Source organism: Streptomyces sp. NBC_00388 (assembly GCF_036061255.1).
Classification (GTDB): Bacteria; Actinomycetota; Actinomycetes; order Streptomycetales; family Streptomycetaceae; genus Streptomyces.
In genome coordinates this window covers 4,317,021-4,342,523 of sequence record NZ_CP107948.1, presented here as the reverse complement: position 1 = coordinate 4,342,523, position 25,503 = coordinate 4,317,021, and the positions used below count along the sequence as shown (strand labels likewise).

General features: G+C 72.5%; 20 protein-coding genes. 9 read left to right on the top strand and 11 right to left on the bottom strand.

Annotation, left to right across the window (positions count from 1 at the left end):
- Positions 1-10: 10 nt before the first annotated feature.
- The 3 genes from tilS to dacB all read right to left on the bottom strand — a co-directional run bounded on the left by tilS (position 11) and on the right by dacB (position 4,027).
- On the bottom strand, positions 11-1,102 hold the full coding sequence (gene tilS / locus OG917_RS19460) for a tRNA lysidine(34) synthetase TilS (RefSeq protein WP_328318888.1): 1,092 nt from the start codon (positions 1,100-1,102) through the stop codon (positions 11-13).
- Positions 1,103-1,274: 172 nt separating this feature from the next.
- Positions 1,275-2,432 carry a zinc-dependent metalloprotease gene (locus tag OG917_RS19455; RefSeq protein WP_328318887.1) on the bottom strand — a complete coding sequence of 386 codons (1,158 nt, stop codon included), beginning with the start codon at positions 2,430-2,432 and terminating at the stop codon, positions 1,275-1,277.
- Positions 2,433-2,539: 107 nt separating this feature from the next.
- Positions 2,540-4,027, bottom strand: a complete 1,488-nt coding sequence (dacB, locus tag OG917_RS19450; protein WP_328318886.1) for a D-alanyl-D-alanine carboxypeptidase/D-alanyl-D-alanine endopeptidase — start codon at positions 4,025-4,027, stop codon at positions 2,540-2,542.
- Between the two features lie 108 nt (positions 4,028-4,135).
- Between dacB and OG917_RS19445 the strand changes: the two genes are divergently transcribed.
- Both OG917_RS19445 and OG917_RS19440 read left to right on the top strand, forming a co-directional pair.
- Positions 4,136-4,630: an inorganic diphosphatase gene (locus OG917_RS19445; protein ID WP_328318885.1), complete on the top strand. Its 495-nt coding sequence runs from the start codon at positions 4,136-4,138 to the stop codon at positions 4,628-4,630.
- A 176-nt stretch (positions 4,631-4,806) separates the two neighbouring features.
- Positions 4,807-6,462: a threonine/serine ThrE exporter family protein gene (locus OG917_RS19440; RefSeq protein ID WP_328318884.1), complete on the top strand. Its 1,656-nt coding sequence runs from the start codon at positions 4,807-4,809 to the stop codon at positions 6,460-6,462.
- A 105-nt stretch (positions 6,463-6,567) separates the two neighbouring features.
- Here the strand turns inward: OG917_RS19440 and OG917_RS19435 are convergent, their stop codons facing one another.
- Positions 6,568-7,263 (bottom strand): DedA family protein, encoded by a 696-nt coding sequence (locus tag OG917_RS19435; RefSeq protein WP_328318883.1) that lies wholly within the window; start codon positions 7,261-7,263, stop codon positions 6,568-6,570.
- Positions 7,264-7,419: 156 nt separating this feature from the next.
- On the opposite strand from OG917_RS19435, the gene OG917_RS19430 reads away from it, so the two are divergent.
- Both OG917_RS19430 and OG917_RS19425 read left to right on the top strand, forming a co-directional pair.
- On the top strand, positions 7,420-7,785 hold the full coding sequence (locus tag OG917_RS19430) for a YbjQ family protein (protein ID WP_328318882.1): 366 nt from the start codon (positions 7,420-7,422) through the stop codon (positions 7,783-7,785).
- A gap of 177 nt (positions 7,786-7,962) precedes the next feature.
- Positions 7,963-9,384, top strand: coding sequence for a glutamate decarboxylase (locus OG917_RS19425; RefSeq protein WP_328318881.1), 1,422 nt, complete (start codon positions 7,963-7,965; stop codon positions 9,382-9,384).
- Positions 9,385-9,411: 27 nt separating this feature from the next.
- On the opposite strand, the gene OG917_RS19420 is transcribed toward OG917_RS19425, so the two are convergent.
- The 3 genes from OG917_RS19420 to OG917_RS19410 all read right to left on the bottom strand — a co-directional run bounded on the left by OG917_RS19420 (position 9,412) and on the right by OG917_RS19410 (position 12,524).
- Positions 9,412-10,053: a PadR family transcriptional regulator gene (locus tag OG917_RS19420; RefSeq protein WP_328318880.1), complete on the bottom strand. Its 642-nt coding sequence runs from the start codon at positions 10,051-10,053 to the stop codon at positions 9,412-9,414.
- 40 nt (positions 10,054-10,093) lie between these two features.
- On the bottom strand, positions 10,094-11,551 hold the full coding sequence (locus tag OG917_RS19415) for an aldehyde dehydrogenase family protein (RefSeq protein WP_328318879.1): 1,458 nt from the start codon (positions 11,549-11,551) through the stop codon (positions 10,094-10,096).
- A 79-nt stretch (positions 11,552-11,630) separates the two neighbouring features.
- Positions 11,631-12,524 carry a helix-turn-helix domain-containing protein gene (locus OG917_RS19410; protein ID WP_328318878.1) on the bottom strand — a complete coding sequence of 298 codons (894 nt, stop codon included), beginning with the start codon at positions 12,522-12,524 and terminating at the stop codon, positions 11,631-11,633.
- A 277-nt stretch (positions 12,525-12,801) separates the two neighbouring features.
- On the opposite strand from OG917_RS19410, the gene OG917_RS19405 reads away from it, so the two are divergent.
- Positions 12,802-13,290, top strand: a complete 489-nt coding sequence (locus OG917_RS19405) for an ATP-binding protein (RefSeq protein ID WP_328318877.1) — start codon at positions 12,802-12,804, stop codon at positions 13,288-13,290.
- A gap of 270 nt (positions 13,291-13,560) precedes the next feature.
- Here OG917_RS19405 and OG917_RS19400 read toward each other — a convergent pair whose 3' ends face one another.
- Positions 13,561-13,806, bottom strand: coding sequence for a DUF397 domain-containing protein (locus tag OG917_RS19400; protein WP_328318876.1), 246 nt, complete (start codon positions 13,804-13,806; stop codon positions 13,561-13,563).
- 283 nt (positions 13,807-14,089) lie between these two features.
- On the opposite strand from OG917_RS19400, the gene OG917_RS19395 reads away from it, so the two are divergent.
- Together OG917_RS19395 and OG917_RS19390 are read left to right on the top strand one after the other, a co-directional pair.
- Positions 14,090-14,566: a hypothetical protein gene (locus tag OG917_RS19395; protein WP_328318875.1), complete on the top strand. Its 477-nt coding sequence runs from the start codon at positions 14,090-14,092 to the stop codon at positions 14,564-14,566.
- 231 nt (positions 14,567-14,797) lie between these two features.
- Positions 14,798-17,638, top strand: a complete 2,841-nt coding sequence (locus OG917_RS19390) for a family 78 glycoside hydrolase catalytic domain (RefSeq protein ID WP_328318874.1) — start codon at positions 14,798-14,800, stop codon at positions 17,636-17,638.
- Here the strand turns inward: OG917_RS19390 and OG917_RS19385 are convergent.
- From OG917_RS19385 to OG917_RS19375, 3 genes are all read right to left on the bottom strand, one after another.
- Complete coding sequence (locus OG917_RS19385; RefSeq protein ID WP_328318873.1) at positions 17,592-19,661, bottom strand: FUSC family protein; 2,070 nt, start codon at positions 19,659-19,661, stop codon at positions 17,592-17,594. The genes OG917_RS19390 and OG917_RS19385 overlap by 47 nt on opposite strands.
- 100 nt (positions 19,662-19,761) lie before the next feature.
- A complete protein-coding gene (locus tag OG917_RS19380; protein ID WP_328318872.1) occupies positions 19,762-20,892 on the bottom strand; it encodes a DUF2786 domain-containing protein in 1,131 nt (376 codons plus the stop codon).
- A gap of 199 nt (positions 20,893-21,091) precedes the next feature.
- Positions 21,092-22,003, bottom strand: a complete 912-nt coding sequence (locus tag OG917_RS19375) for an NADP-dependent oxidoreductase (protein ID WP_328318871.1) — start codon at positions 22,001-22,003, stop codon at positions 21,092-21,094.
- A 242-nt stretch (positions 22,004-22,245) separates the two neighbouring features.
- On the opposite strand from OG917_RS19375, the gene OG917_RS19370 reads away from it, so the two are divergent.
- A complete protein-coding gene (locus OG917_RS19370) occupies positions 22,246-23,538 on the top strand; it encodes a helix-turn-helix transcriptional regulator (protein WP_328318870.1) in 1,293 nt (430 codons plus the stop codon).
- 282 nt (positions 23,539-23,820) lie between these two features.
- A complete protein-coding gene (locus OG917_RS19365) occupies positions 23,821-25,503 on the top strand; it encodes a bifunctional 3'-5' exonuclease/DNA polymerase (protein ID WP_328318869.1) in 1,683 nt (560 codons plus the stop codon).

Sequence of the window (25,503 nt, the reverse complement as noted above, 5' to 3'; positions counted from 1 at the left end):
CAGCTCTGCGTCAGCCTTGCCGGATAACCAGTCTGCCACCCTGCCGTTGGGCCTCGACGCGGCCGGGGAGGTTGATGGCGCCCTGCCCGCGCCAGCCGGTGATCAGCCGGTCGATCTCCTCGATGTGGCGGGCGAAGAGAGAACCGGCCGGCGAGCCGGCCGCGATGGCCGAGCGCCGCAGCACCCGGGTACGGACGGCGGGCGGCAGGGCGTAGAGCTTGGCGCACTCCAGCTGCCCGGCCTCGTCCCTGGCAGCCTCCTCCGCGGTCACCGCCCAGGCGTCCAGTGCGTCGGCGTCGTCGCGGGAGAGACGGGCGGTCCGGGCCAGGGCCTCGACGACCCCTTTGCCGAGCGACTTCTCCAGGGCCGGCAGCCCTTCGTGGCGCAGCCGGGAGCGGGTGTACGAGGGGTCCGTGTTGTGCGGGTCGTCCCAGACGGGCAGGTGCTGGACGAGACAGGCCTTGCGGGCCGTCTGGCGGTCGAGCTGGAGGAAGGGCCTGCGGTACCGGCCGGCCGCCCCCGAGACGGCCGCCATGCCGGACAGGGACCGGATGCCGGAGCCGCGGGCGAGACCGAGGAGGACGGTCTCCGCCTGGTCGTCCCGGGTGTGGCCGAGGAGCACGGCGGCGGCGCCGCGGCGCTCGGCAACGGCGTCGAGCGCGGCGTACCGGGCGTCCCTGGCCGCGGCCTCGGGCCCGCCGGTCCTGCCGACCGTCACCGCGACGGAGTCCACGGGGTCGAGCCCGAGCGCCTGGAGCCTGGAGACGACTTCGGCGGCGCGGGCGTCCGAGCCGTCCTGCAGTCCGTGGTCGATGGTGACGCCGCCTGCGCGGACGGCCAGCTTGCGGGCCTCGAAGGCCAGGGCCGATGCGAGCGCCATGGAGTCGGCGCCACCGGAGCACGCGACCAGCACCAGGGGCCGGTGCGGCTCGCACGGGGCGCCTCCGGGGTGTGCACCCGGGGCCTGCGGGGCCGCCGCAGGGCGGCCGGGCCCTTCGGAGGTGGCCGGGTTTCCTTCGGTGGCTGTCTGTTCGGTTAGTACGTCGTGGAGTACGCGGCGGACCGCCAGGCGTATCGCTGCGACCGCAGGATGGGGACCCATATCCGGTGCCCTTCGGTGGAGTTGGGGGGTGCCTCGGGGGAGGACTGCTACGTCACACAGAGTGCATAGATGGTGACAGAACCAGGCCGATACCCGAGCATCGCACGCCAACTCCTCGCCGACGGTCCCTCGGATGGGTGATTACGACGGCGTACTTCTGCCATGGGACGGGTCAGAGCGCGGCATCGCCCTTACCGTGCACCCGCGTGATCCAGTCCGCGGGTTCGGCGATCTCCGCCTTGGTGGGCAGCGTGTTCGGCGAGGTCCAGACGCGGTTGAAACCGTCCATGCCCACTTCTTCGACCACGGTCCGCACGAATCGCTCGCCGTCGCGGTACTGCCGGAGCTTGGCGTCCAGGCCGAGGAGCTTGCGCAGCGCCTGGTCGAGCCGGCCCGCGCCCTGTGCCCTGCGCTTCTGGAACTTCTCACGGATGTCGCCGACCGACGGCACGACCTGCGGGCCCACGCCGTCCATCACGAAGTCCGCGTGCCCTTCGAGCAGCGACATCACCGCGGTGAGCCGGCCCAGGATGTCCCGCTGGGCGGGGGTCTGGACCAGCTCGACGAGGGAGCTGCCGTTGTCCCCGCCGCCTCCGTCCCCGTCATCGGATTCGGCGCCGCGGCCGCCGGCGAAGGACTGGGCGGCCTCGCGCAGCCGCTCCAGGACGGTCATCGGGTCGATCTCGGTCTCCGCGAGGAACGACTGGATTTCGCCCTCCAGGTGGTCGCGCAGCCACGGCACACCGGTGAACTGCGTGCGGTGGGTCTCCTCGTGCAGGCAGACCCAGAGCCGGAAGTCGTGCGGGTCGACCTCCAGCTCGCGCTCCACATGGACGATGTTCGGTGCGACCAGGAGCAGCCGGCCACCGCCGCGGCCGGCCCCCGACGGCAGGTCGCGGCCCGCGGGGGCGAACGTCTCGTACTGCCCGAGCACCCGCGAGGAGAGGAACGACAGCAGCATGCCCAGCTCGACGCCGGTGACCTTGCCGCCCACGGCGCCGAGCACGGCCCCGCCCGGCGAACTGCCGCGCCGGTCCTGCATCTTCTCCAGCAGGGGTTTGAGGATCTCGCGGAATCCCGCGACGTTGGCCTTGACCCACCCCGCGCGGTCCACCACGAGGACAGGCGTGTCCTCCAGCTCCGTGCCTTCGGGGATCATCCGGGTGAAGGCGCGGACGTGTTCCTCGGCGGACTTGGCGTGCCTGCGCAGCTCCGCCACCACCGCTCGCGCCTCTTCCCTGCTGACGTCCGGACCCTGCTTCGCGAAGCGGGTCGCAGTCGCCATGGCGAGGTTCCAGTCGACCATCTCGGCACCACCGATGCGCGTCATGCGTCAACCGTACGTTCTCGGCTCGGCGGACGGTGAGGTGTTGCACCGGCTGCCCGTGGGGCCAGGGGCCGTTCACGGGCGGCGCCGTACGGCCGGGGCGGCCGGACCTATCCGGCGCAGCCGCAGGCCGCCACGGCGTTGCCCAGGCGGTCGAGCGCCGACTGGGCCCCGTCCGGGGAGGCGGTGTCCGAGGCCATGAACGCGAAGGCCAGCAGCCTGCCCCGGGCGTCCACCACGGTCCCGGCCAGGGTGTTCACACCGGTCAGGGTGCCGGTCTTGGCGTGGATCAGGCCGCCCGCGCCCGACGGATCCGTGTAGCGCCCGTCGAGAGTGCCGGTGAATCCGGCGACCGGAAGGCCGGTGAGGATCGCGCGCAGTTCGGGGTGGGCCGGGTCGCCCGCCCGGGTGAGGAGCGTGGCGAGAAGCGTGGGCGAGACCTTGTCCTGCCTGTTCAGCCCGCTGCCGTCGGCGAAGTGGGCCCCGCCGAGCGGCAGGCCGAGCTTCTTCAGCCGGGCCTGGACCGCCCGCCCCGCTCCTGCGAAGCTCGCCGGTTCGTGCGCGGCGAGCGCGGTCTGCCGGGCGACGGCCTCCGCGATGTCGTTGTCGCTGTTGGTGAGTGCCCGCTCGACCAGCGCCGCCAGTGGCGCGGAGTACGTCCTGGCCACCGGTTTCGCGCCCTTGGGCGACCTGCCGGGCGCCGGAGCGCCCTTGGTGTGGACGGACCGGTCCGCCAGCATCGAGGCGAACGCACGGGCCGTGTCCCCCGCCGGGTCACCGGTGCGCGGAGCCGGTCCGTGGTCCCCCTCCTCGCCCTGGTCCGCGGAACCCTTCGGGTCGCTCTCCTCACCGGAGCCGCCCGGCAGCCGCCCCTCGTCCGTCATGAGGGCGCTCACGGGGGCGAGGTTGTCGTTGGGGCCGATGGGGTGCAGCAGGGGCCCGGAGTAGAGCGAGGTGTCGTAGGAGATACGGACGGAGCCCACCCCCCTGTCGCGCAGCACCTTGACCGTCGCGTCGGCGAGCGCCCGCAGGCGTGCGCGGTCCAGGGTCGGGTCGCCGCCGCCCCTGAGCGTCAGCCGCTTGCCGTCGGCGCTCGCGGTGACGGTGGTGGCGATGCGGTGGCCTGGGCCGAGTGCGGAGAGCCCGGCGGCCATCGTCGCGAGCTTCACCGTGGAGGCGGGTGTCATGGGCCGGTCGGCGTCCGACCCGTACAGCGTCCGGCCGGTGGCCGCGTCGATCACCACCCCGCCGGTGGTCCGGCCGAGCGCGGGGGCGTCCATCAGGTGACCGAGCGCCTGGCCGAGCCCTTTGCCGGTCGGTGCGGCCCCGCCGCCGAGCGCGGCCAGCACGCCGGGCGCGCTGGGCGCGGGTGCCGGGCCGGCGGCGTGCGCGGGCCGCCCGTGATCTGCGCCACCTGTCCGCACCCTGGCGGCGGCCCAGTCCCGCTCGGCCTTACGCTGACCTGAGTCCCAGGGTCCGGACGCCGCGATCAGCCCGGCCGCGAGCGCGAGACCGATCACGGCGGAGCCCGCCGAGAGTTGCCATGTCGTCACCTTCGGCACCGGCACCTCGGAGCAGCCCCTTTCGCGATCACACATCGTCGTGGGGGACACTTAACCACTGCGTTTGCCGTGTTCGCGGCATCCGGCCGGTCCGGCAGGACGCAGCACCACCCGAAGTTCGTGTTGATCATGGAGGAGCCACCCGTGGAGTTCGACGTCACCATCGAGATTCCGAAGGGTTCGCGGAACAAGTACGAGGTGGACCACGAGACCGGCCGGATCCGTCTGGACCGTCGCCTCTTCACCTCGACCAGTTACCCCGCGGACTACGGATTCGTCGAGAACACCCTCGGCGAGGACGGCGACCCGCTGGACGCCCTCGTCCTGCTGGACGAGCCGACCTTCCCCGGCTGTGTCATCAAGTGCCGCACGATCGGCATGTTCCGGATGACCGACGAGGCGGGCGGCGACGACAAGCTGCTCTGCGTCCCGGCCTCCGACCCCCGGGTGGAGCACCTGCGCGACATCCACCACGTGTCGGAGTTCGACCGCCTGGAGATCCAGCACTTCTTCGAGGTCTACAAGGACCTGGAGCCCGGCAAGTCCGTCGAGGGCGCCGACTGGGTCGGCCGCGCCGACGCCGAGGCCGAGGTCGAGAACTCGTACAAGCGCCTCCAGGCGCAGGGCGACGCTCACTGAGCGACCGCTGACGCGGGGGCGGGCCACTCCGGCCCGCCCGTGCCGAGACTGCTCCTGCGGGCGGTGTGTCCTTCCCGGACGCACCGCCCGCAGTGCGTCCGGAGGCGGGACAGGCCGTATCCGTGCGCATACTGGGCAGGCGCTGATCAGGTACGGGAGAGGTGGGAGCTGAGCGAGTGGTGGCTGAGACGGACGGTCCCGAAGACCGCAAGCCGCAGTCCGACGAGGTACGGAGCGCGTTCGTACCCCCGACGGGCACCGGGGCCCCGCCCCCCGAGGACTCCTCCACCACATCGGAATTCGCCGTACCGGCCGGGCTCGCCGCGGAGACGCCCGCCGAGCCCGAAGGTTCCGCCTTCACTCCCCCGGAGACGTACAGCGCCCAGAGTTCGCCGCCCGCCTTCACCCCGGCCCATGGCTTCCCCATGGTCAGGCTGGCCAAGGAGGCGCCCTGGCAGGACCGGATGCGCACCATGCTGCGGATGCCGGTCCACGAGCGGCCGACGCTGGAGGCCGCGCAGAAGCACGACGACGACTCGGGTCCCGCGGTACCGCGCGTGCTCGACCTGACGCTGCGTATCGGCGAGCTGCTGCTCGCGGGCGGCGAGGGCGCCGAGGACGTGGAGGCGGCGATGTTCGCCGTCACCCAGGCGTACGGGCTCGAACGCTGCGAGCCGACCGTCACCTTCACGCTGTTGTCCATCTCCCACCAGCCCTCCCTGGTGGACGACCCGGTGACCGCGAGCCGCACCGTACGCCGCCGCGGCACCGACTACACCCGTCTGGCGGCCGTCTACCACCTCATCGACGACATCACGTCCGAGGACGTGGACGTCTCGCTCGAGGAGGCGTACCGCGGACTCGCCGGAATCCGCCGTAACCGCCACCCCTATCCGGGGTGGGCGCTGACGACGGCCAACGGGCTGCTGGCCGGTGCGGCCTCCGTGCTCGTCGGCGGTGGCGCGCTGGTCTTCGTGGCGGCGATGGTGGGCGCGATGATGGGCGACCGGCTGGCCTGGGTGCTCGCCGGGCGCGGGCTGCCGGAGTTCTACCAGTTCTCGGTGGCGGCGATGCCGCCGGCCGCGGTGGGGGTGGCCCTCACCCTCGCGGACGTGCCCGATCTGCGTGCCTCAGCGGTGATCACCGGTGGGCTCTTCGCCCTGCTGCCGGGGCGTGCGCTGGTCGCGGGTGTCCAGGACGGTCTGACCGGTTACTACATCACCGCGTCGGCGCGCCTGCTCGAAGTGGTCTACTTCTTCATCTCGATCGTCATCGGCGTGCTGATCGTGATCTCGCTGGGGCTCCAGCTGGGCGCCGACCAGCTCGACGCGGAGGCGGCGCTGACGGGCGTCAACCGGCCGGTCGTGCAGATCCTCGCGGCGATGCTGCTGACCTTCGCCTTCGCGATCCTGCTCCAGCAGGACAGGTCCACGGTGCTGATGGTCACGCTGAACGGCGGTGTGGCCTGGATCGTCTACGGGGCCCTGCACTACGCGGGAGGCATCTCGCCTGTGCCGTCCACGGCCATCGCGGCCGGTCTCGTGGGACTGTTCGGGCAGCTGTTCTCGCGCTACCGGTACGCCTCGGCCCTGCCCTATGTCACCGCGGCGATCGGGCCGCTGCTGCCCGGTTCCGCGACGTACTTCGGCATGCTCTACATCGCGCACAGCGACCTGAACAAGGGGCTGGCCTCGCTCACCAAGGCGGCCGCCCTGGCACTGGCCATCGCGGTCGGGGTGAACCTCGGTGGGGAGATCTCCCGGCTCTTCATGCGGGCACCGGGCGTGGTCGGCGGCCAGCGCCGCGCGGCGAAGCGCACGCGCGGCTTCTGACGCTGCCGCGCCGCTCCCGGCGGACCGGGGCGGGCTTCCACGGATTCGGGCCGTCCGGCCCCACCGCCGCCGGCGCCGGACGGCCGTCCCGTACGCCCTCCCGGCCTACCGCTTGGCGTGCCGGCGGCGCTGGGTCCCCGGGGTGCGGCCCTCCGGCGCGTCGCCCGCCGCGTCCTCCCGGGCCGCCTTGCCGCGGGAGCGCAGGTACTCGATCGCGATCGGCACCACCGACACCAGCACGATGCCGACGAGGATCAGTTCGATGTGGGCGTTGACGAACGCGATCTTGCCGAGCCCGGCACCGAGCAGCGTGACGCCCACGCCCCAGAGCGTGCCGCCGATGACGTTGAAGATCACGAACGAGCGGTAGTTCATCCGGCTCACGCCGGCGATGATCGGCGTGAACGTCCGCACGATGGGCACGAAGCGGGCCAGCACCAGCGACTTCGGGCCGTACTTCTCGAAGAAGTCGTGCGCCTTCTCGACGTTCTCCTGTTTGAAGAGCTTGGAGTCGGGGCGCCGGAAGAGCGAGGGCCCGACCTTGCGGCCGAACAGATAGCCGACCTGATCGCCCGCGATGGCGGCCACGGCCACCAGCACGCAGAGCAGCCAGAGCGGGGTGCCGAGCTTGCCGGTGGTGACCAGCAGACCGCTGGTGAACAGCAGGGAGTCGCCCGGCAGGAAGAAGCCGATCAGCAGCCCGGACTCGGCAAAGACGATCACCAGCAGGCCGGCCACGCCGAACGTGCTGATCAGATAGTCCGGGTCCATCCAGCTCGGTCCGAGCGCGAGAGTTGTCACGGGTTCCGGGCTCCTGGGGTCAGTCGGCATGGATGCCATGCAGGTAATGGCTGGCCAAAGTTATCAACGCCTGCGGGGGGTTCCTGGTTCCACTGTCCCCCTCCGGGTGCGATATACGAATTTTCGGGCAAGGTGACCACCAGGAGGTGGTGCCGGATGAGCATCGAGGATTATGGCGGCGGCCAGTCGCCCCAGGCCGACGTTCTGGTCGTCACGACGAACGACGTCCCCGGTTACACGGTTCAGCAGGTGATCGGCGAGGTGTTCGGCCTCACGGTCCGCTCCCGCCATCTCGGGAGCCAGATCGGCGCCGGGCTGAAGTCGATGATCGGCGGCGAGCTCAAGGGGCTGACGAAGACCCTGGTGGAGACCCGGAACCAGGCGATGGAGCGGCTGATCGAGCAGGCCCGCGCCCGGGGCGCCAACGGTGTGCTCGCGATGCGGTTCGACGTCACCGAGGCGGCCGACATCGGCACCGAGGTCTGCGCGTACGGCACGGCGGTCGTGATCGCCAAGGTGTGAGGGCGGGGGGGGCGGTACGGGCCCGGGCACCCCGTCCCGTACCGCCCCCGCAGTCCGCGGTTCGGCGGGCCCTCTGGTCGATTTGTCCGTATGGTCGCGACAGGGGCCCTGCGGGGGACAGGGCCGCGCGGCAGGCCGGCAGGCCGCCGGACGGCCAGAGGAAGGCGGACGCGAACCATGGCACTGCACCGAGGCGCGAGCGGGTCCGGGCACTCCGCCGAACAGCCCACCGTCGCCGTCAACCCCTTCTTCGGCGAGGCCAACCCGGTCGGCGGCATGGACACGGCGCCGCCCAAGCACCGGCTCCCCGAGAGCCCGCTCCCGCCGATGAGCGCGTACCAGCTGGTCCATGACGAGCTGATGCTGGACGGAAACTCCCGGCTCAATCTCGCCACGTTCGTCACGACGTGGATGGAGCCGCAGGCCGGGGTCCTCCTCGCGGAGTGCCGCGACAAGAACATGATCGACAAGGACGAGTACCCGCGCACCGCCGAGCTGGAGCGGCGCTGCGTCGCCATGCTCGCCGACCTGTGGAACGCACCGGACCCGGCCGCCACCGTGGGGTGCTCCACCACCGGTTCCAGCGAGGCGTGCATGCTCGCGGGGATGGCGTTCAAGCGGCGCTGGGCCAAGCGGAACGCGGACCGCTATCCGGCCACCGCGCGGCCGAACCTCGTCATGGGCGTCAACGTCCAGGTCTGCTGGGAGAAGTTCTGCAACTTCTGGGAGGTCGAGGCGCGGCAGGTCCCCATGGAGGGCGACCGGTACCACCTGGACCCGCAGGCCGCCGCCGACCTCTGCGACGAGAACACCATCGGGGTGGTCGCCGTGCTCGGCTCCACCTTCGACGGGTCGTACGAGCCGGTGGCCGAGCTCTGCGCGGCCCTGGACGCCCTCCAGGAGCGCACCGGCCTGGACATCCCCGTCCACGTCGACGGGGCGTCGGGGGCGATGGTCGCCCCCTTCCTCGACGAGGAGCTGGTCTGGGACTTCCGGCTGCCGAGGGTCTCGTCCATCAACACCTCGGGCCACAAGTACGGGCTGGTCTACCCGGGCGTCGGCTGGGCGCTGTGGCGCTCCTCCGCCGAACTGCCCGACGAGCTCGTCTTCCGGGTCAACTACCTGGGCGGCGACATGCCGACCTTCGCCCTCAACTTCTCCCGGCCCGGCGCCCAGGTGGTGGCGCAGTACTACACGTTCCTGCGGCTCGGCCGCGAGGGCTACCGCGCCGTCCAGCAGACGACGCGCGACGTGGCGCGGGGACTGGCCGACCGGATCGGGGCGATGGGCGACTTCCGCCTGCTGACCCGGGGCAACGAGCTGCCGGTGTTCGCCTTCACGACCGCGCCCGGCACCACGAGCTTCGACGTGTTCGACGTGTCACGGCGGCTCCGTGAGCGGGGGTGGCTGGTGCCCGCGTACACCTTCCCCGAGAACCGGCAGGACCTCTCGGTGCTGCGGGTGGTCTGCCGCAACGGCTTCTCCGAGGACCTGGCCGATCTGCTGATGGGCGACCTGGAAACGCTGCTGCCCGACCTGCGGCGCCAGTCCGGGCCGCTGGAGCGGAGCAAGGCCGAGGCCACGGCCTTCCACCACTGACCCGGGCACCGCGGCGGTCCGCACCCGTCAGGCACTGTCCCCCGGGTGCGGCCGGCCGCTCGCGTACGGGTTCTCCTCGCCATCGGCGAGGACACCGGCGAACGGTTCGCCCTCGCCCGCGAAGACGTACGCGCCGCCCTCGATCCGCTCGATGAGACCGCGCGTCCACGCGGCCCCGCCGTCCGCCGTGTGCACCCAGAAGTCCATGATCTCCCCGATGTGGCCCAGCTGTTGCGGGCCGCCCCCGGGGATGTAGTGCGCGGTCACGGAGGCCCGCCAGGCTTCCATCGCCGCCACCCGTTCCCTGAGGAGCTCCACCGCCTCGGTGCGCTCCAGGTCGACGATGCAGCCGAGCGCCGCCGCCATCACGTCCACCTTCTGGTCATGGGTGACCAGCGCCTCGCGGAGCAGTCCGAGGTACTCGTCCCGGCCGGCCGGCGTCATCTCGTACTCGGTGCGCGGAGGCCCGCCCGCCGTGCTCGGGGCTGTCTCGTGCGCCAGCAGCATGCCTTGCTTCGCGAGCTGCTTCAGTGCGTGGTAGATCGACCCCGGCTTGGCGTTGGACCACTCATGGGCCCCCCAGTACTCCAGGTCGTTGCGGACCTGGTAGCCGTGTGCCCGCCCGTGCTGGCGGATCGCTCCGAGGACGAGCAGACGGATCGCTGACATGGGGCCAGCCTAAGGGCTGTCCCCGAGGCGGCGCCGGGCCTCAGAACGGGAAGCGGCTCCGGCCGTGCTGGATCGAGACCCACTGCTGCGTGGTGAACGCGTCCACCGTGGAGTCGCCGTTCAGCCGCCCGAGCCCGGAGCGCTTCTCGCCACCGAAGGGGACGATCGGCTCGTCGTGCACGGTGCCGTCGTTGATGTGGATCATTCCGGTACGGACCCGCCGGGCGAGCCGGACCCCGCGCTCCACGTCCCCGGTGTGCACCGCGCCGCTCAGCCCGTACGGGGTGTCGTTGGCGATGCGTACCGCCTCGTCCTCCCCGTCGAACGGGACGAGCAGCGCAACCGGGCCGAAGATCTCCTGCTGGAGCGCGGGAGAGTCGGGGGCCAGACCGGTCAGGACCGAGGGCGAGACCAGGCTGCCCTCGGTGCGGCCGTGCACCAGCGCCGTCGCGCCGGCGGCAACCGCCTGCTCCACGACCGAGGTGACCGCCTCGGCCTGCGAGGTGTTGATGAGCGGGCCGATGTGGGTGGCCGGGTCGGCCGGGTCGCCGGTCCTGAGCGTCTTCACCTTGGCGACGAACTTCTCCGTGAACTCCTGCTCCACGCTGCGGTCCACCAGGATGCGGTTGGCTGCCATACAGACCTGGCCCTGGTGCACGTACCGGCTGAAGACCGCCGCGTCGACGGCGTAGTCGATGTCGGCGTCGTCGAGCACGATGAGCGCGCTGTTGCCGCCGAGTTCGAGTACGGCGTGCTTGAAGTGGGCCGCGCAGACCGTGGCGACATGGCGGCCGACCGTGTCGGAGCCGGTGAAGGAGATGACCTTGGGCACCGGGTGGGTCAGCAGCGCGTCGCCGATCTCGGCGATGTCGGTGACCACCACGTTCAGCAGGCCCGCGGGCAGCCCCGCCTCCTCGAACACCTTCGCCAGCAGGGTGCCGCCGCAGACCGGGGTGGACTGGTGGGGCTTGAGGACGACGGCGTTGCCGAGGGCCAGCGCGGGGGCGACCGATTTCATGGAGAGCAGGAAGGGGAAGTTGAACGGGCTGATGACACCCACGACGCCGACCGGTACCCGGTAGACGCGGTTCTCCTTGCCGTCGGCCGGCGAGGGGAGGATGCGGCCCTCGGGGCGCAGCGCCAGCTGCACGGCCTCGCGCAGGAACTCCTTGGTGAGGTGCAGCTCGAAGGCGGCTTTCAGCCGGGTGCCGCCGAGCTCGGTGACGATCGCACCGGCGATCTCGTCCTCGCGCTCCTCGACGATGCGCAGGGCGCGTTCGAACACGGTGCGGCGGGTGTAGGGGTTCGTCGCGGCCCAGGTCTCCTGGGCGCGTTCGGCGGCGCGGTAGGCCTGGTCCACCTCGGCGGCGGTGGCCACCGTGACCGCGGCGAGCTTCGTCCCGTCGTACGGGTTGAAGTCGATGATGTCCCAGGAGCCGCTGCCCGGCTTCCACTCGCCGTCGATGTACTGAAGAGCCAGCTCGCTGAAGAAGGACATGGAATCCCTAACTGCCGCTGCCGCGCGCGCAGATGCTCGTGACGCCTGAGGCCTGATGGCATCTCATCGTACGTGCGTTTCAGAGGCTGCGGAGGATGTCCCCGATGATGAGGCGGGCATCTTCCGGGGACGGGCTGTCCTGCTGAAGCCGGCCCATCGCCCGGTCGTACTGGGCGACTTCCTCGGCCTTGTCGAGGTACAGCGACCCGGTCAGCTGCTCCAGATAGACCAGGTCCGACAGGTCGGACTCGGGGAAACGGAGCATGGCGAAGGAGCCGCTCTCCCCGGCGTGCCCGCCGAAGCTGAACGGCATCACCTGGAGCGTGACGTTCGGCATCTCGGAGATCTCGATCAGGTGCTCCAACTGGCCGCGCATCACACCCGGTTCACCGTACGGACGGCGCAGCGCCGACTCGTCGAGCACCGCATGCAACTGCGGCGCGTGCTCGGCGAAGAGGACCTTCTGCCGTTCGAGACGCAGCGCGACCCGGCGGTCGATGTCGGCCGGCGCGGCGGTGGGGTTGCCCCTGCTGACGACGGCGTGGGCGTACGCCTCGGTCTGCAACAGGCCGTGTACGAACTGGACTTCGTACGCCCTGATCAGCGAGGCGGCGCCTTCGAGACCGATGTAGGTCTGGAACCAGCCCGGCAGCACATCCCCGTAACTGTGCCACCATCCCGCGAGGTTGGCTTCCTTCGCGAGCCCCAGCAGCGCCTCGCGCTCGGTCGTGTCGAGTACTCCGTAGAGCGTGAGGAGATCCTCGACGTCCCTGGACTTGAAGCTCACCCGTCCCAACTCCATGCGGCTGATCTTGGATTCGGAGGCCCGGATCGAGTACCCGGCGGCCTCACGGGTGATCCCGAGTGAATCGCGCAGCCGTCGGAGCTGTGAGCCCAGGAGGATGCGCCGTACGACGGACCCTCCTCCAGTGCTCAGCGTCTGGGAAGAACCCCAGGACTCGCCTGCTGACACTTTCCAACCCTCCCGGTGGTGATGTGGAGGGCAGTCTGCCACTAAAACGCTCCGCCCTGTACTCGATCGATTACAGAAAGAGCAAAGCCCTTTGAGCCGACGGGAGATGAGTTCGGGAAGAAAAGCGCAAGAACCGGGACGGGTCACCCAAGCCCGGCGCGTGCACGTGCATCTGCCCTTGCATCTGCTGTGCGCATTCGGAACCATGGGCCCCGCGCACCTGCGTTCTCGTACCACCGCCCGCTGGCCACGGCCGCGAATCCGGGGAGTGCCTCGCATGGGGACGAATGGATCGACCATGCTCGAGCCGTTAAGGCAGGGGCTTCCTCCCATCGATCCCTCGGCCGTGTCCAGTTCCGCGTCCTGCGCTCTGCCGCCACGCTTCGAAGCAGTGGGCGGAGCACGGCACTTCACCAAGGCGACACTCACGTCGTGGGACCTCGGCGAGCGTTTCGACGACGTCGCGCTGGTCGTCTCGGAGCTGGTGACCAACGCCCTGCGGCACGCCCTGCCGGCCGACGCGCCGCGCGACTCGGACGCCCCGGTGCGGCTGCACCTGATGCGGTGGACATCCCGCCTGGTGTGCGCGGTGCGCGACCCCAGCGACGGCGCTCCCACCGCCCGCCCTTCGGACGACTTCGCGGCCGAGTCGGGGCGGGGACTCTTCCTGGTCGACTCCTTCGCCGACAGCTGGGGCTGGCACCCGCTGGCGGGGACCCTGAGCGGGAAGGTGGTCTGGGCGCTGTTCCGGCTGCAGAGCGAGTAGCGCGAGGCATCAAGGGGTGTACGGCCCCGGAGCCCGGCCGGACACCCGGGCACGGCGCCGTACGCCCCCGATGCCTCGCGGCGCCCCGGAGGGCCCCATGGCACAGGCCCGCATCCCGCATGCCCGCGAAGCGCCCACGCCGCGCACCCAGGACCCGCGGCCACATGGCCGGACTCCGCCGCGCCCCTCGCCCCTCCCGCGCCCGACCCGCACCGCGACAGCCGGACTCGTCGCGGGGGTGAATCCTCCGCTCGGCAAGTTCCGTGCGGGTCAGCCCTGTTCCGCGACCAGGTGGTCGAACTCCCCCGCCTTCACGCCGTCGAGCATCGCCGCGATCTCCGCCGGGGTGTAGACGAGCGCCGGGCCGTCGGGGTGGCGTGAATTGCGTACCGCGATGTCCCCGCCGGGCAGCCGCGCGAACTCCACGCACGCGCCCTGCGAGTTGCTCTGCTCGCTCTTCTGCCAGACGACCCCGTGAAGTGCTGTGGCCGCCATGCCGTTGTACGCGTGGTGCACAGGTCGCTCCCGGGAAGTGCAGAAGTACGGAGTACCGGAGTACGGACGCACAGAAGTACAGGTCTCAACTGTGCTGGATCATAGCTTTGTTCACGTGCCGATGCATGAGCAAATGCACGTGCACACGGGGTGGTCGGTCCACTACAGCCCGACTGCTGAAACGTTCCTCACGCCTGCACAGCTTGACTGCTGAAACGTTCCTCACGCACTGGGACGCGCCGTACGGCCATCCGGCTCCCTGGTAGCTTGGCGCGTTCCGTCATCCATGCCAGGGGGAGAAGAAGTGAACAGGTTCGTACGTGCCACCGGCGTCGCCGCCGCCGGGTTCGCGGCCGCGCTCGTGATCAGCGGCTGTTCCAGCGACAGCAAGAGCTCCGACACCTCCCAGGACCAGGGGAAGGGCGGGAACACCGCCGCCCCGGCCCCTTCCTCGTCCAGCGACGACGTCGGCGGTGCGAAGGCCGCCGACATCGAGGGGAGCTGGCTCGCCACGACCGGCGGCAAGTCCACCGCGCTGGTCATCCAGGGCAAGCAGGCCGCTATCGCCGGGCAGCACGTCTGCACGGGAACGGTCGCCGCCATGGGCAAGCCGATGCTCGCCCTCAAGTGCCCCGACGGCAACAACGACCGCACCATGGGGTCGATCGAGTCCGCGGACGGCAAGACCATGACGGTGTCGTGGGAAGCGGGAATCAAGGACACCTTCAAGAAGACGGACGGGGCGAAGCTCCCGGACGGGCTGCAGATGCCGAAGTCCTGAGACCCGTGCGCGCCGTCGCGCCCGGCCCGCCGGCCGGACGGCGCGGGGCCCCGGGCGCCGTCCGGAGCCCCGGATCGCCGGGCCGCCCCGCAGGGCGGGGCGGTCCCGCGCACGGCCGCCCGGCGGCCGGAACGCGGGGGTAGCGGCGGCCAGTTGACCGGCGGTAGGCTGCGACCCCGCACTGAAACGTTTCATGCCCGGCGTCCACCGCACGGCCGACAGGGGCTATCGATGTCGCTTCGCAGATGGGCACAGCGTCCGGCCTGGTCCACCGCCGTGGTCCCGGCCGTCGTGGCCGCGCTGGTCTGGGGCGGCGCGCCGTTCGCTCCCCCGGCGCGGGCCGCCGTCGGCGGGCCCCTCTCCGTGACCCGTCCGACCGTCGACGGCGCCACCGACCCGCTCGGCACCGGCGACCCCGCGCCCGGCTTCGGCTGGCAGCTGCGCTCGGCTGCCAACGGCGCGCGCCAGAGCGCCTACCGGATCCTGGTGTCCGACGACACCCGCGAACCGGCCCCCGGGCACGCGAACGTCTGGGACAGCGGCAAGGTCGCTACGGACGACTCCACCGCCGTGCCCTACGGCGGACCCAAGCTCCTCTCATCGCACGCCTACTCCTGGAAGGTCCGGGTGTGGGACGCGCACGGCACGGCCTCCGCGTGGAGCCCCACCGCCCACTGGGAGACCGGTCTGCTCGCCGCAGGTGACTGGCGGGGCGCCCGCTGGATCAGCCCCGGCGCCGGCCCCGGCCGCGCCTCGTCGCACCTCCCCCAGGACGAGCCCGCCGCCGCGGGGACGGCGCAGCCGGAGGCCGGAGAGACCACGGACGGCCGGCCGGCCGCGCCGATGCTGCGGAAGAGCTTCGCGCTGGCCGGCAAGAGGATCGTCTCGGCGCGCGCCTACGTCTACGGCCTCGGCTTCTACGAACTGCACCTCAACGGCGCCAAGGTCGGCGATCATGTCCTCGCCCCCGCCGCCACCCCGTACGACCGGCGCAACGCGTATGCGACCTACGACGTGACGGACGGCCTGCGGCACGGGGCGAACACCGTGGGGCTGTGGCTCGGGAACGGCTACGGGCCGCGGTTCAGCCCGTACGGCTTCCGCTGGACGGGACCCGAGCAGGCGGTGATGCTGCTCAGGGTCCGCTACGGCGACGGGACCGAGCAGGACGTCACCACCGACTCCTCCTGGCGCTGGTCGTCGGGGGCGATCACCACCGACGACCTGTACGCCGGGGAGAGTTACGACGCCCGCCTGGACCGGACGGGCTGGGACCGGCCGGGATACGGCGCGGCCGGCTGGCAGCCGGTGCGTACGGTCGCGGCGCCTTCGGACCGGCTGACCGCCGACACCACGCCCCCGCTGCGGGTGACCGGAACCCTCCGCGCGGTGAAGCTGACCGAGCCGCGACCGGGCGTGTACGTCTACGACTTCGGCCAGGACATCGCGGGCTGGGAACGGCTGCGGGTGAGGGGCCCGGCGGGCACGCGGGTGCGGATGCGGACCGCCGAGGAGGTGGGCGCCGACGGCATGCTCGACACGGCGACCAACCGCGCGGCTGCGGCCACCGACACGTACACCCTGGCGGGTACCGGCGCGACGGAGAGCTACGAGCCCCGCTTCACCTATCACGGCTTCCGCTATCTGGAAGTGACCGGTTTCCCGGGGAAGCCTCCGGCCGACGCAGTCGAAGCGCGCGTCGTGCACGCGGACGTGGCATCCACCGGCAGCTTCTCCTCGTCCGATCCCCTGCTCGACCGGATCTGGCAGAACAACCGCTGGAGCATCCTCAACAACTCGATGAGCCTGCCCACCGACAACCCGGTCCGTGACGAGCGGACGCCGCCCGGGATGGATGTGCAGGCCTACCGTGACGCGTCCACCCGGGAGTTCGGGATGGACTCCTTCTACGCCGCGTACCTCCAGGACATGCCGCCGGGCACTGCGCTGCCGAACGACGCGGGCAACGCCCAGCAGCCCGACATGGGCGGCGACCAGATCGGCCTGGCGTGGACGCTGTACGAGCAGTACGGCGACCGGGCCGCGCTGGCCGCCGCGTATCCGGCGATGAAGACCTTCGCCGACACCAACGCGGCGGACGTGCCCGGCCACATCTGGCCGGCCGATCGCGGCTTCGGTGACTGGTGCCCGCCGGACCGCAGTGCCGCCGCCGACGGCGGGCAGGGCGGCCCGGACGCGGGCGACTGCACCAGCGAGGTGTCGCTGGTCAACACCGCGCTGTCGTATCTGCAGGCACGCGACGTGGCCAGGTCGGCGCGCGCGCTGGGACACGGCTCGGACGCCGCGCGCTACTGGGCGCTGGCCGCGGACATCAAGGACGCGTTCAACGCCGCGTTCCTCAACGCGGCCGGCGACACCTACGGGGACGGCCGGCAGACGACGAGCGTGCTCCCGCTGGCCTTCGGCATGGTGCCGGCGGCCGATGCGGACAAGGTCGGCCGCCGGCTGGTGGACACCGTCCTCACCGCGGACGGCGGCCATCTGGACACCGGGATCTTCGGCACCCGCTACCTGATGGACGCGCTGGCCGCCGTCGGCCGCACGGATGTGGCGATGACGGTTCTGGACCAGCGCGACTACCCCGGTTTCGGATACGAGATCGGCCGGGGCGCGACGAGTTCGTGGGAGCAGTGGACGTACAGCTCCGCCATGGAGACCCACGACCACGCCATGTTCGCCGGGATCAACGCGTCGCTCTACACGGAGCTGGGCGGAATCGAGCCCACCGGTCCCGGCTACCGCACCCTGAAGGTCGATCCGCGGATCCCCGCCGGGCTGCGGCACGCGGCCGTCTCCCAGGACACGGTGCGCGGACGGGTCGCCACCTCGTGGACCGTGACGGGCGGACGGCTCTCCCTGGACGTCACGGTCCCCGTCGGGAGCACGGCCACGGTCGTGGTGCCGCACTCCGGTTCCCGCGGCGCGCACGCCCCGGAGGGCGCGAAGCTGCGGCGTGACGAGGGCGGCAGGGCGGCCTACACGGTCGGTTCGGGCCGCTGGCACTTCACCGGGACCGGGCCTGCGACCCCTCCTCGTCCAGCGCGGCGGTGAGCCCGTCGAGGGTGTCGAGCAGCAGACCCGCCCCGCTCCGTACGACCTGGTCGGGCACGCCTTCGCCGTCCCACGCGGCGAGCGTCCCGCGCACTTCGTCCCAGTGCGGCACGCGCCGCTGCCGGATGTCCTTGGCGCCCCGCTCGACCGCGTGGAGCAGCGCGTCCGCGACCTCGCGGGCCGCAGGTACCGGGGTGGTGGAGCGGCTCGGCAGATGGGCCTCCATCAGCATGGCCGCGCGGCCCAGTTGTGCCATCGCCTCCTGGGCGCCGGCTGCGGCCGACCGGGAGAGCCCGCGGTGGCGCACCGGTTCGTGGGCGGCCCGCTCCAGCGCCTCCTGCCAGGCGATACGGGCGGTGCGCGCGGCCAGCACCGCCGTGCGGACATCGGTCCTGCGGGCACCGGCCGGATCGGCGTAGTGCGCGACGACCGCCGCCGCGTAACGGCCGTCGGCGAGCAGCCAGTCGGCGAGGCGGTTGCGCAGCCGGGGCGTCTCCCAGGCCGGGTAGACGGCGTACGCGGCCATCGCGAGGATCCCGCCGATCAGGGTGAGCAGCACCCGGTCCCGGATGGTCTGGCCGACGGCGAGCCCGCTCATGTCGAGGAGGAAGACGACGTACGCGGAGACGCAGGCCGAGGCGGCGGTGTAGCCCGTGCGCATCAGGAGGAACATCAGCCCCGCGCTGACCACCGCGAGCGCTCCTGAGAGGTACGGCCCCGGATGCGCGAGCTGGACGACGGCGGTGGCGATCGTCACTCCGACGAGCGTGCCGCCGAACCGGGCGACCGCGCGCCCGTACGTCTGGGAGAAGTCGGGGCGCATCACCATCACGGCGGCCAGCGGCACCCAGTATCCGTGCCCGTAGGGCAGCGCGACACCGATGAGATAACCGACGGCCGCGACCACGGCGGTGCGGATCGCGTGGCGCAGGACCGGGGAGTCGTGGCCACGCGTCTCCTTGCGCATGGTGCGCAGGGCGACCGGGGCCATGCGCATCAGTGTGGGGCGCACCAGCGTCTCGGTGTCGGCGGACGTACCCTCGCCCTGCGCCGTCTCCACGACGTCGCGGAGCAGCGCCGACAGCCGGGCGGCGGCGCGGAGGGCGGGCCCGGTGAGCACGTCGGTGGTGTCGGGGGCTTCCAGGACGGCGAAGGCCTGGGAGGCGATGACGACCGGTTCGCCGTGCCGGACGGCCCGGGCCGCGGTGTCCAGTACGGAGCCCGCGGCGGCCAGGAGTTCCCGTACCCGTTCGCGCTCGGGCCCCTCCGCCGCCGCCCCGACGGCCGGGTCGGCGAGGGAGGCGAGCACGGGTCTGACCCGCTCGGCGACACCGCGGGTGCCGCGCAGTTCGGCGGGGCGCCTGCGGGCCTCCCTGCGGGTGACCGTGGCGGCGCTGCGGGCCGTCACGAACGGCTCGGGGTCGAAGGGCGCGAGCGGGTCCTCGCGCAGCCGGCGGGCGTAGTCGGCCTCGGCGGCCAGGGCGTCCGCGAGGGCGTCGCGCTGGGCCCCCCACCTGCGGACGGGGAAGAGGACGATCAGTCCGGCCTGGACGACCGCGCCGCAGGCGATCATCGCGGCGTGGCCGGCCGCGGTGAGCACCGAGGTGGGGAGAGTGACGGTCACCAGCATCATGGCCACGTTGGATGCGGCGATGACGCCCGCGGCGGGTCCGATGGCCCAGAACAGCCCCGCGAGGAACGCCCAGAGCGCGATCAGCGTCATGAACACCGCGGTGTGCACGGCGGAGACGTAGCCGAGGAAGGTCGACACGGCCAGCGTGCCCCCGGAGAGCAGCGCCAGGACGGGCCTGGCCCGCCAGCTGCGCTGGAAGCTGGCGATGGCGGCCTGGTAGGCGCCGAAGGCGGAGCTCGCCGCGACGGCGGGGCCGAAGATGCCGAGGCTGAGCAGGACGACCAGGGCGAGTCCGGCGGCGCCGCGGAAGGCGATGAGCGGTTCCAGGCGCCGCCGTTCGATCGTCAGCCCGGAGCGGGCGGTCGCGTTCAGGGCCCGGAGCCAGCTCATGGATCCGAGAGTAGCGGGACATCGGGATATATCCGGCGTATGGGGCGGCGGCGGCCGTCGGAGTCAGCGCCGGTATCCGGACTCTCCGCACCCCGCCGCGTCAGGCCCCCGTGCCCAGGCCCGCCGCGTCCGCTGCCGCCGTGCCGTCCAGCCAGCCCGCCTCGTCCGCGACACCCCGCACCCGGCTCACGGTCGTCCTGGGGAACATCCGGTCCGCCTCCGACACCACGGCCACGTCGCGCTCGGCGAGCACCGGGAGGAGCCGGCCCCCCGCGCCCTCGGCCTGCGCGGTCTCCGCCGTCACCTGGTCCGCGGTACGGGCGAGCCGGTGGCCGAGCCTGCTGGCGTACGCGGTCAGGAACGACTGCCGGAAGGTCTTCGTCCGTTTGCGCCCGCCGGCGCGCTGCGCCGCCTCCGCGCGGGTCATCGCGACCGACCCCTGGACCAGGAGCGAGGTGTGGAGCAGCTCGACGACCTCCAGGTCGGGTGCGAAGCCGACGACCGTGGAGAAGCCGAATGCGCTGTTCCAGACGGCGCGGCAGCGGTTCGCGGTGGCGACCGCGTCGAGGAGGACCGCCTTGGCCGTCTCGTACGGGGCGTCGACACCGATACGGCAGGCCGCCGGGGTGTCCGTACCGCGCCCCTCGGCCACGAGCCGCGCCTCGTCGATACTGTGCCGCGCCATCAGCTCCTGCGCCTTCCCGCTGAGCGCCTCGGCCTCCGCCGCGTAGTCCGTCGCCTCGGCCTTGGCGAGCAGCGCGCGGATCCGGGTGAGCATCCGCGGTTCGGCGTGGTGGTGCGGCGGGAGCAGCGACTCCGTACCGGGCACCGGGCCCACGGGCTCGATGGCCGGAAGACGCAGGAGCAGCCGGTACAGCTCCAGGAGTGCCGTCGCGTACGAGAAGCGGTCCGCCTGCCAGGGCGGTGCGGTCAGTTCGTCGAGCTGGGCCTGCCAGCGGGGCGGCAGCTGCCGGTACGCCCGCACCTCAGCCGTGATCAGCTCGGTGAGCAGCCGGACATGGTGGTCCGAGAGATCGCGCCGGACCAGTCGTACGACGTCGGCGGGCTGCCATCCCCGCTGCCAGGCCCGGCGCAGGAACTCCTCGCCGCGGCGGCCCAGCCCGGCATCGGCCGCCGGGTCGGCGGCGAGCAGGGAAGCTCCGGTGTCCAGGCCCGCGTCACTGTCGCTGTAGAGCGCCGCCGCGAAGGCCGTGTCGATCACCGATGCCATACGTTCTCCATGCGCCAAGGGTAGGTCCGGCCCTCCCGGGCCCGGCCCCCGCGTCCTCCGTCCACAGCCTGTGGACGGAGAGCCGCCGCGCGGACTCCGGGGCGGCCCACAGGCCGGGGCGGAGGGGGGACGGGACCAGGGCCGGAGCCGGAGCCGGGGGCCTGAGCCGGGGGGCCTGAGCCGGGGGGCTCCCGCCGCCTCACACCTTCAGCACCAGCTTCCCCCGTACATGCCCTTCCTCGCTCAGCGTCTGTGCCCGCGCCGCCTGCTCCAGCGGGAGCACCATCGCCACCTCGACCCGCAGCGTGCCGTCCGCCGCCAGCCGGGCCTGCTCCGCCAGGATCGCCACCGCGTCTTCGGCCATGGCGCCTCCGCTGAAGGTCACGCCCAGCTCGGCCGCCGCCGGGTCGGCGATCGTGACGATGCGGTCCGTCGTACCGCCGCGGAGCTCGATCGCGTCCGGGAGCGCCCCCTTGCCCGCGACGTCGAAGACCGCGTCCACCCCCTGCGGGGCCACCTCGCGGACCCGCTCCACGAGCCCCTCGCCGTAGGTCACGGGCGTCGCACCGAGCACGCGCAGGTAGTCGTGGTTGGCCTCGGACGCGGTGGCGACGACGGTCGCGCCACGGGCCGCGGCGAGCTGGACCGCGAGCGAACCGACCGCGCCGGCGCCGCCGTTGATCAGCAGCGTCTCACCGTTCCCCACGCCCAGCAGGTTCAGGACGCGCGCCGAGGTCTCCCCTGCGACCGGCAGGGCGACCGCCGTCTCCCAGGCGAGCGCGTCCGGCTTGGGCGCGACGGACTCGGCGAGGGCGTACGGCGCGTACGAACCGGTGACGCTCCAGCCCACCACCTCGTCGCCGACCGCGATGCCGGTGACGCCGTCGCCGATCTCGTCCACGGTCCCGGCCACCTCCACACCGGGGACCGCGGGCAGCGGGGTCGGGAACATCTTCTCGGCCCAGCCGCGGCGGATCTTGTAGTCGAGGGCGTTGACCCCGGCGGCGGCCACCCTCAGCCGGACCTGGCCGGGTCCCGGGTGCGGTTCGGCGGTCTCCTGGAGCCGGAGCACCTCGGGGCCGCCGAACTCCTCGAAAACGATCGCTTCCATGGTGTCTCCTCCATCTGTCGCGTACTCGCTGCTCATCGGCCGCGTACTCGCTGCCGGAAACAGCCGGTGCGGAAGCAGTGGCAGTCAGCAGTGGCACACCGGCGGATCCCGGGAAGGGGCCGGTGCCGCTTCCGTGCTCCAGAATCGATCGTGACTGCTCCGCGCCCCGCCCGCCTTTCGGACGGTTCCGCCTGTCCGAAAGGACAGGGGCCGGCCGGGGCGCCGCCCGTACGCTGAGGGGCATGGAGCTGACCGGATCCGCCGCGCCCGTACTGGCCGCCGCCACCGAAGTACTGCGGGCGCCGATGCCCGAGATCCTCTTCCGGCTCTCCGCCGCGCTCGCTCCTCTCGCCCCGCACCGGGCGGCCGCCCAGCTCTCCGCGCACTGCGGGCACACCCCCCTCAAGACGTGCGGTGAGCCCGGGCTGACCTCCCGGATCACCGACTCCGAGCTGGCCCGGCTGTCCGGGGTGGTGGCCGCGGGGCAGGCCTGGCAGGGGCGGGCCCGGATCGCCGGGGAGGAGCGGGCCGTACTGGCGGTGGCGAGCGGGGTCACCGCGACTCCGTCGGTGCTGGTGCTGGTCCTCGCCCCCGCCGGCCCCCGGGCCGGTGCGGATCCGGAGCCGCTGTCCGGCGACGCACTCGCGACCGTGCTCGCCCTCTGGGACCTGGTGTCCAGTCACACCGACCGGATGGCCGTCGAGGCGGTGCCCGGTCCGACGGCGCAGTCACGGGCCACCGCCGCCGAGCGCTCCCGGATCATCGCCGAGCTGGGTGACGCCCACGAGGCGGCGCTCACCGGCCTGCTCGGGGTCCTGCGCAGCCGCAGTCTCGACGACGCCGGCGCCCGCGCCCGCGCCACCGAGCTCGCCGTCACCGCGCTGCTCGACCAGCGGGCGGAGGCGGAGCGCGACCAGGCGCTGACGCGAGAGCCCGCGGAAGCGGCCTTCACGACGCTCGCCGGCTCGCTGGCGCCGATGTTCCGGCACGGACCTGTGCGGCTTGAGCTGTCCCCGCCGGGCGAGAACCGGGACAGACCGCTGCCCTCACCCGTCGTGCACGCCATGCGGGCGGCCGTCCGCGCGGTGGTCCTCTCGGTACTGGAGCAGGACCCGCTGCGCCGCGTCCAGGTCGGCTGGCAGGTGACCGGGGGCGAACTGCGCGGCACGGTACGGGACGACGGCCCCGGCGAGCTGTCGAAGTGCTCGCTCGCGGTGCACCGGGTGGACGAGAGACTGGGCGCGGTGGGCGGCGACGTGGTGATCGACGCGGTACCCGGCTGGGGCACGACGGTCACCGCCACCGTGCCCCTCGGGCCGCCCGGGGCACCGGCGGCGGATCCGCTGAGCGCGCTCGGCTCCCGGGAGCTGGAGGTGCTCGGCCATCTCGCGCAGGGGCGCCGCAACCGCGCCATCGCCGCGCAGCTGCACATCAGCGAGTCGACGGTGAAGTTCCACGTCACCAACATCCTGACGAAGCTGGAGGTCGGTTCGCGCGGCGAGGCGGCGGCCCGCTTCCGCGCGGTCGCCGCCTGACCACCCACAACCGCTCCCCCCTCTTCCTTTCTCCCCCTCTTCTCCTTCCTCCCCCTCTTCTCACCGCTCCTGCCTCACGTCCTACTGCCCTCCCGTGCTCCCCTCCCGTCCTTGGCTTCCGGCTTCCGGCTTCCGGCTTCCGGCTTCCGGCTTCCGGCTTCCGGCTTCCGGCTTCCGGCTTCCGGCTTCCGGCTTCCGGCTTCCGGCTTCCGGCTTCCGGCTTCCGGCTTCCGGCTTCCGGCTTCCGGCGGATTGTCAGTGGTGGCTGCGAAACTCGATCGCATGACCGAACGGTGGGCGGTGGCGGCAGCGGAGGGCGGCGGGGCACACCTCGCGCCGCTCGGCGAGGACGGGCTGCCCGCCGGGGAGGTGCGGTACGAGCCGGATCTGGCCGAGGCGGTGAGATCCCGGCCGGAGGCCGGCCGGTGGGTGTGGCGCTCGACCGCCGAGATCTACCCACGGCTGCTCGCCGCCGGGGTGCGGGTCGAGCGGTGTTACGACATCGAGGACGCGGAGCTGCTGCTCCTCGGCCACGACGGGCGGTACGGCGAGCCCCGCTCCGCCGCGGCGGCCTGGGCCCGGCTGCACCGCGCGCCGGTACCACCGGACCCGCGCCCCCGGTCCGCCGAGCCGGGCGCCCAGTCCTCCCTCTTCGAACCGTCCCCCGTCCCCATGGAGTTCGGCGCGCTCCTGGAGGTGTACGCGGACCAGCTCGTCCGGTACGGGACCACCGCCCACCCGGACCGGATGCGGCTGCTGACCGCTTCGGAGTCGGCGGGCATGCTGGTGGCGGCCGAGATGCACCGGGACGGTCTGCCCTGGCGAGCGGACGTGCACCGGGCCGTCCTGGACGAGTTGCTCGGCGAGCGGTATGCGGGCGGCGGCGAGCCGCGCAGGATGGCGGAGCTGGCGGACGAGGTGTCGGCGGCCTTCGGACGCCGGGTCAGACCGGAGCTGCCCGCCGACGTGGTGAGGGCGTTCGCCCAGGCCGGGATCCGGGTGAAGTCGACACGCCGCTGGGAGATCGAGGGAATCTCCCATCCCGCGGTGAAGCCCCTGCTCCAGTACAAGAAGCTCTACCGGATCTGGACGGCGCACGGCTGGAGCTGGCTCCAGGCCTGGGTGCGGGACGGGCGCTTCCGCCCCGAGTACCAGCCGGGCGGCACGGTCTCCGGACGCTGGACCACCAACGGCGGCGGGGCGCTGCAGATCCCGAAGGTGATCCGGCGGGCGGTCGTCGCGGACGAGGGCTGGTGCCTGGTGGTGGCCGACGCCGCCCAGATGGAGCCCAGGGTGCTGGCGGCGGTCTCCCGCGACCGGGGGCTGATGGAGGTGGCGGGGCACGAGGGGGATCTCTACGCGGCCCTCTCGGACCGGGCGTTCAGCGGCGACCGCGCCCACGCCAAACTCGCGCTGCTGGGCGCGGTCTACGGCCAGACGTCAGGCGACGGGCTGAAGAATCTGGCCGCGCTGCGGAGACGGTTCCCGGCAGCCGTGGCCTATGTCGACGACGCGGCGAAGGCGGGTGAGGAAGGACGGCTCGTACGGACCTGGCTGGGGCGGACCAGCCCGCCGGCGGCCGGCGCCGAGGACGGCGACGAAGCGGGCATCCCCCAGGAGGACCCGCCGGACGGCCGGTTCCCGGAGGCCGGGCCCCGCTCGCCGGACGCCCGCGCCTGGGGCCGCTTCACCCGGAACTTCGTGGTGCAGGGCAGCGCCGCCGACTGGGCGCTCCTGATGCTGGCCGCGCTGCGCCGCGCGCTCCACACCGCGGGGCTGCGGGCCCAGCTGGTCTTCTTCCAGCACGACGAGGTGATCGTGCACTGTCCGCGTGACGAGGCGCCCCAGGTGACCGAGGCGATCCGCGCGGCAGGTGAGCTGGCCGGGCGGATCGCCTTCGGGGAGACACCGGTGCGGTTCCCGTTCACGACCGCGGTGGTGGAGTGCTACGCCGACGCGAAATGA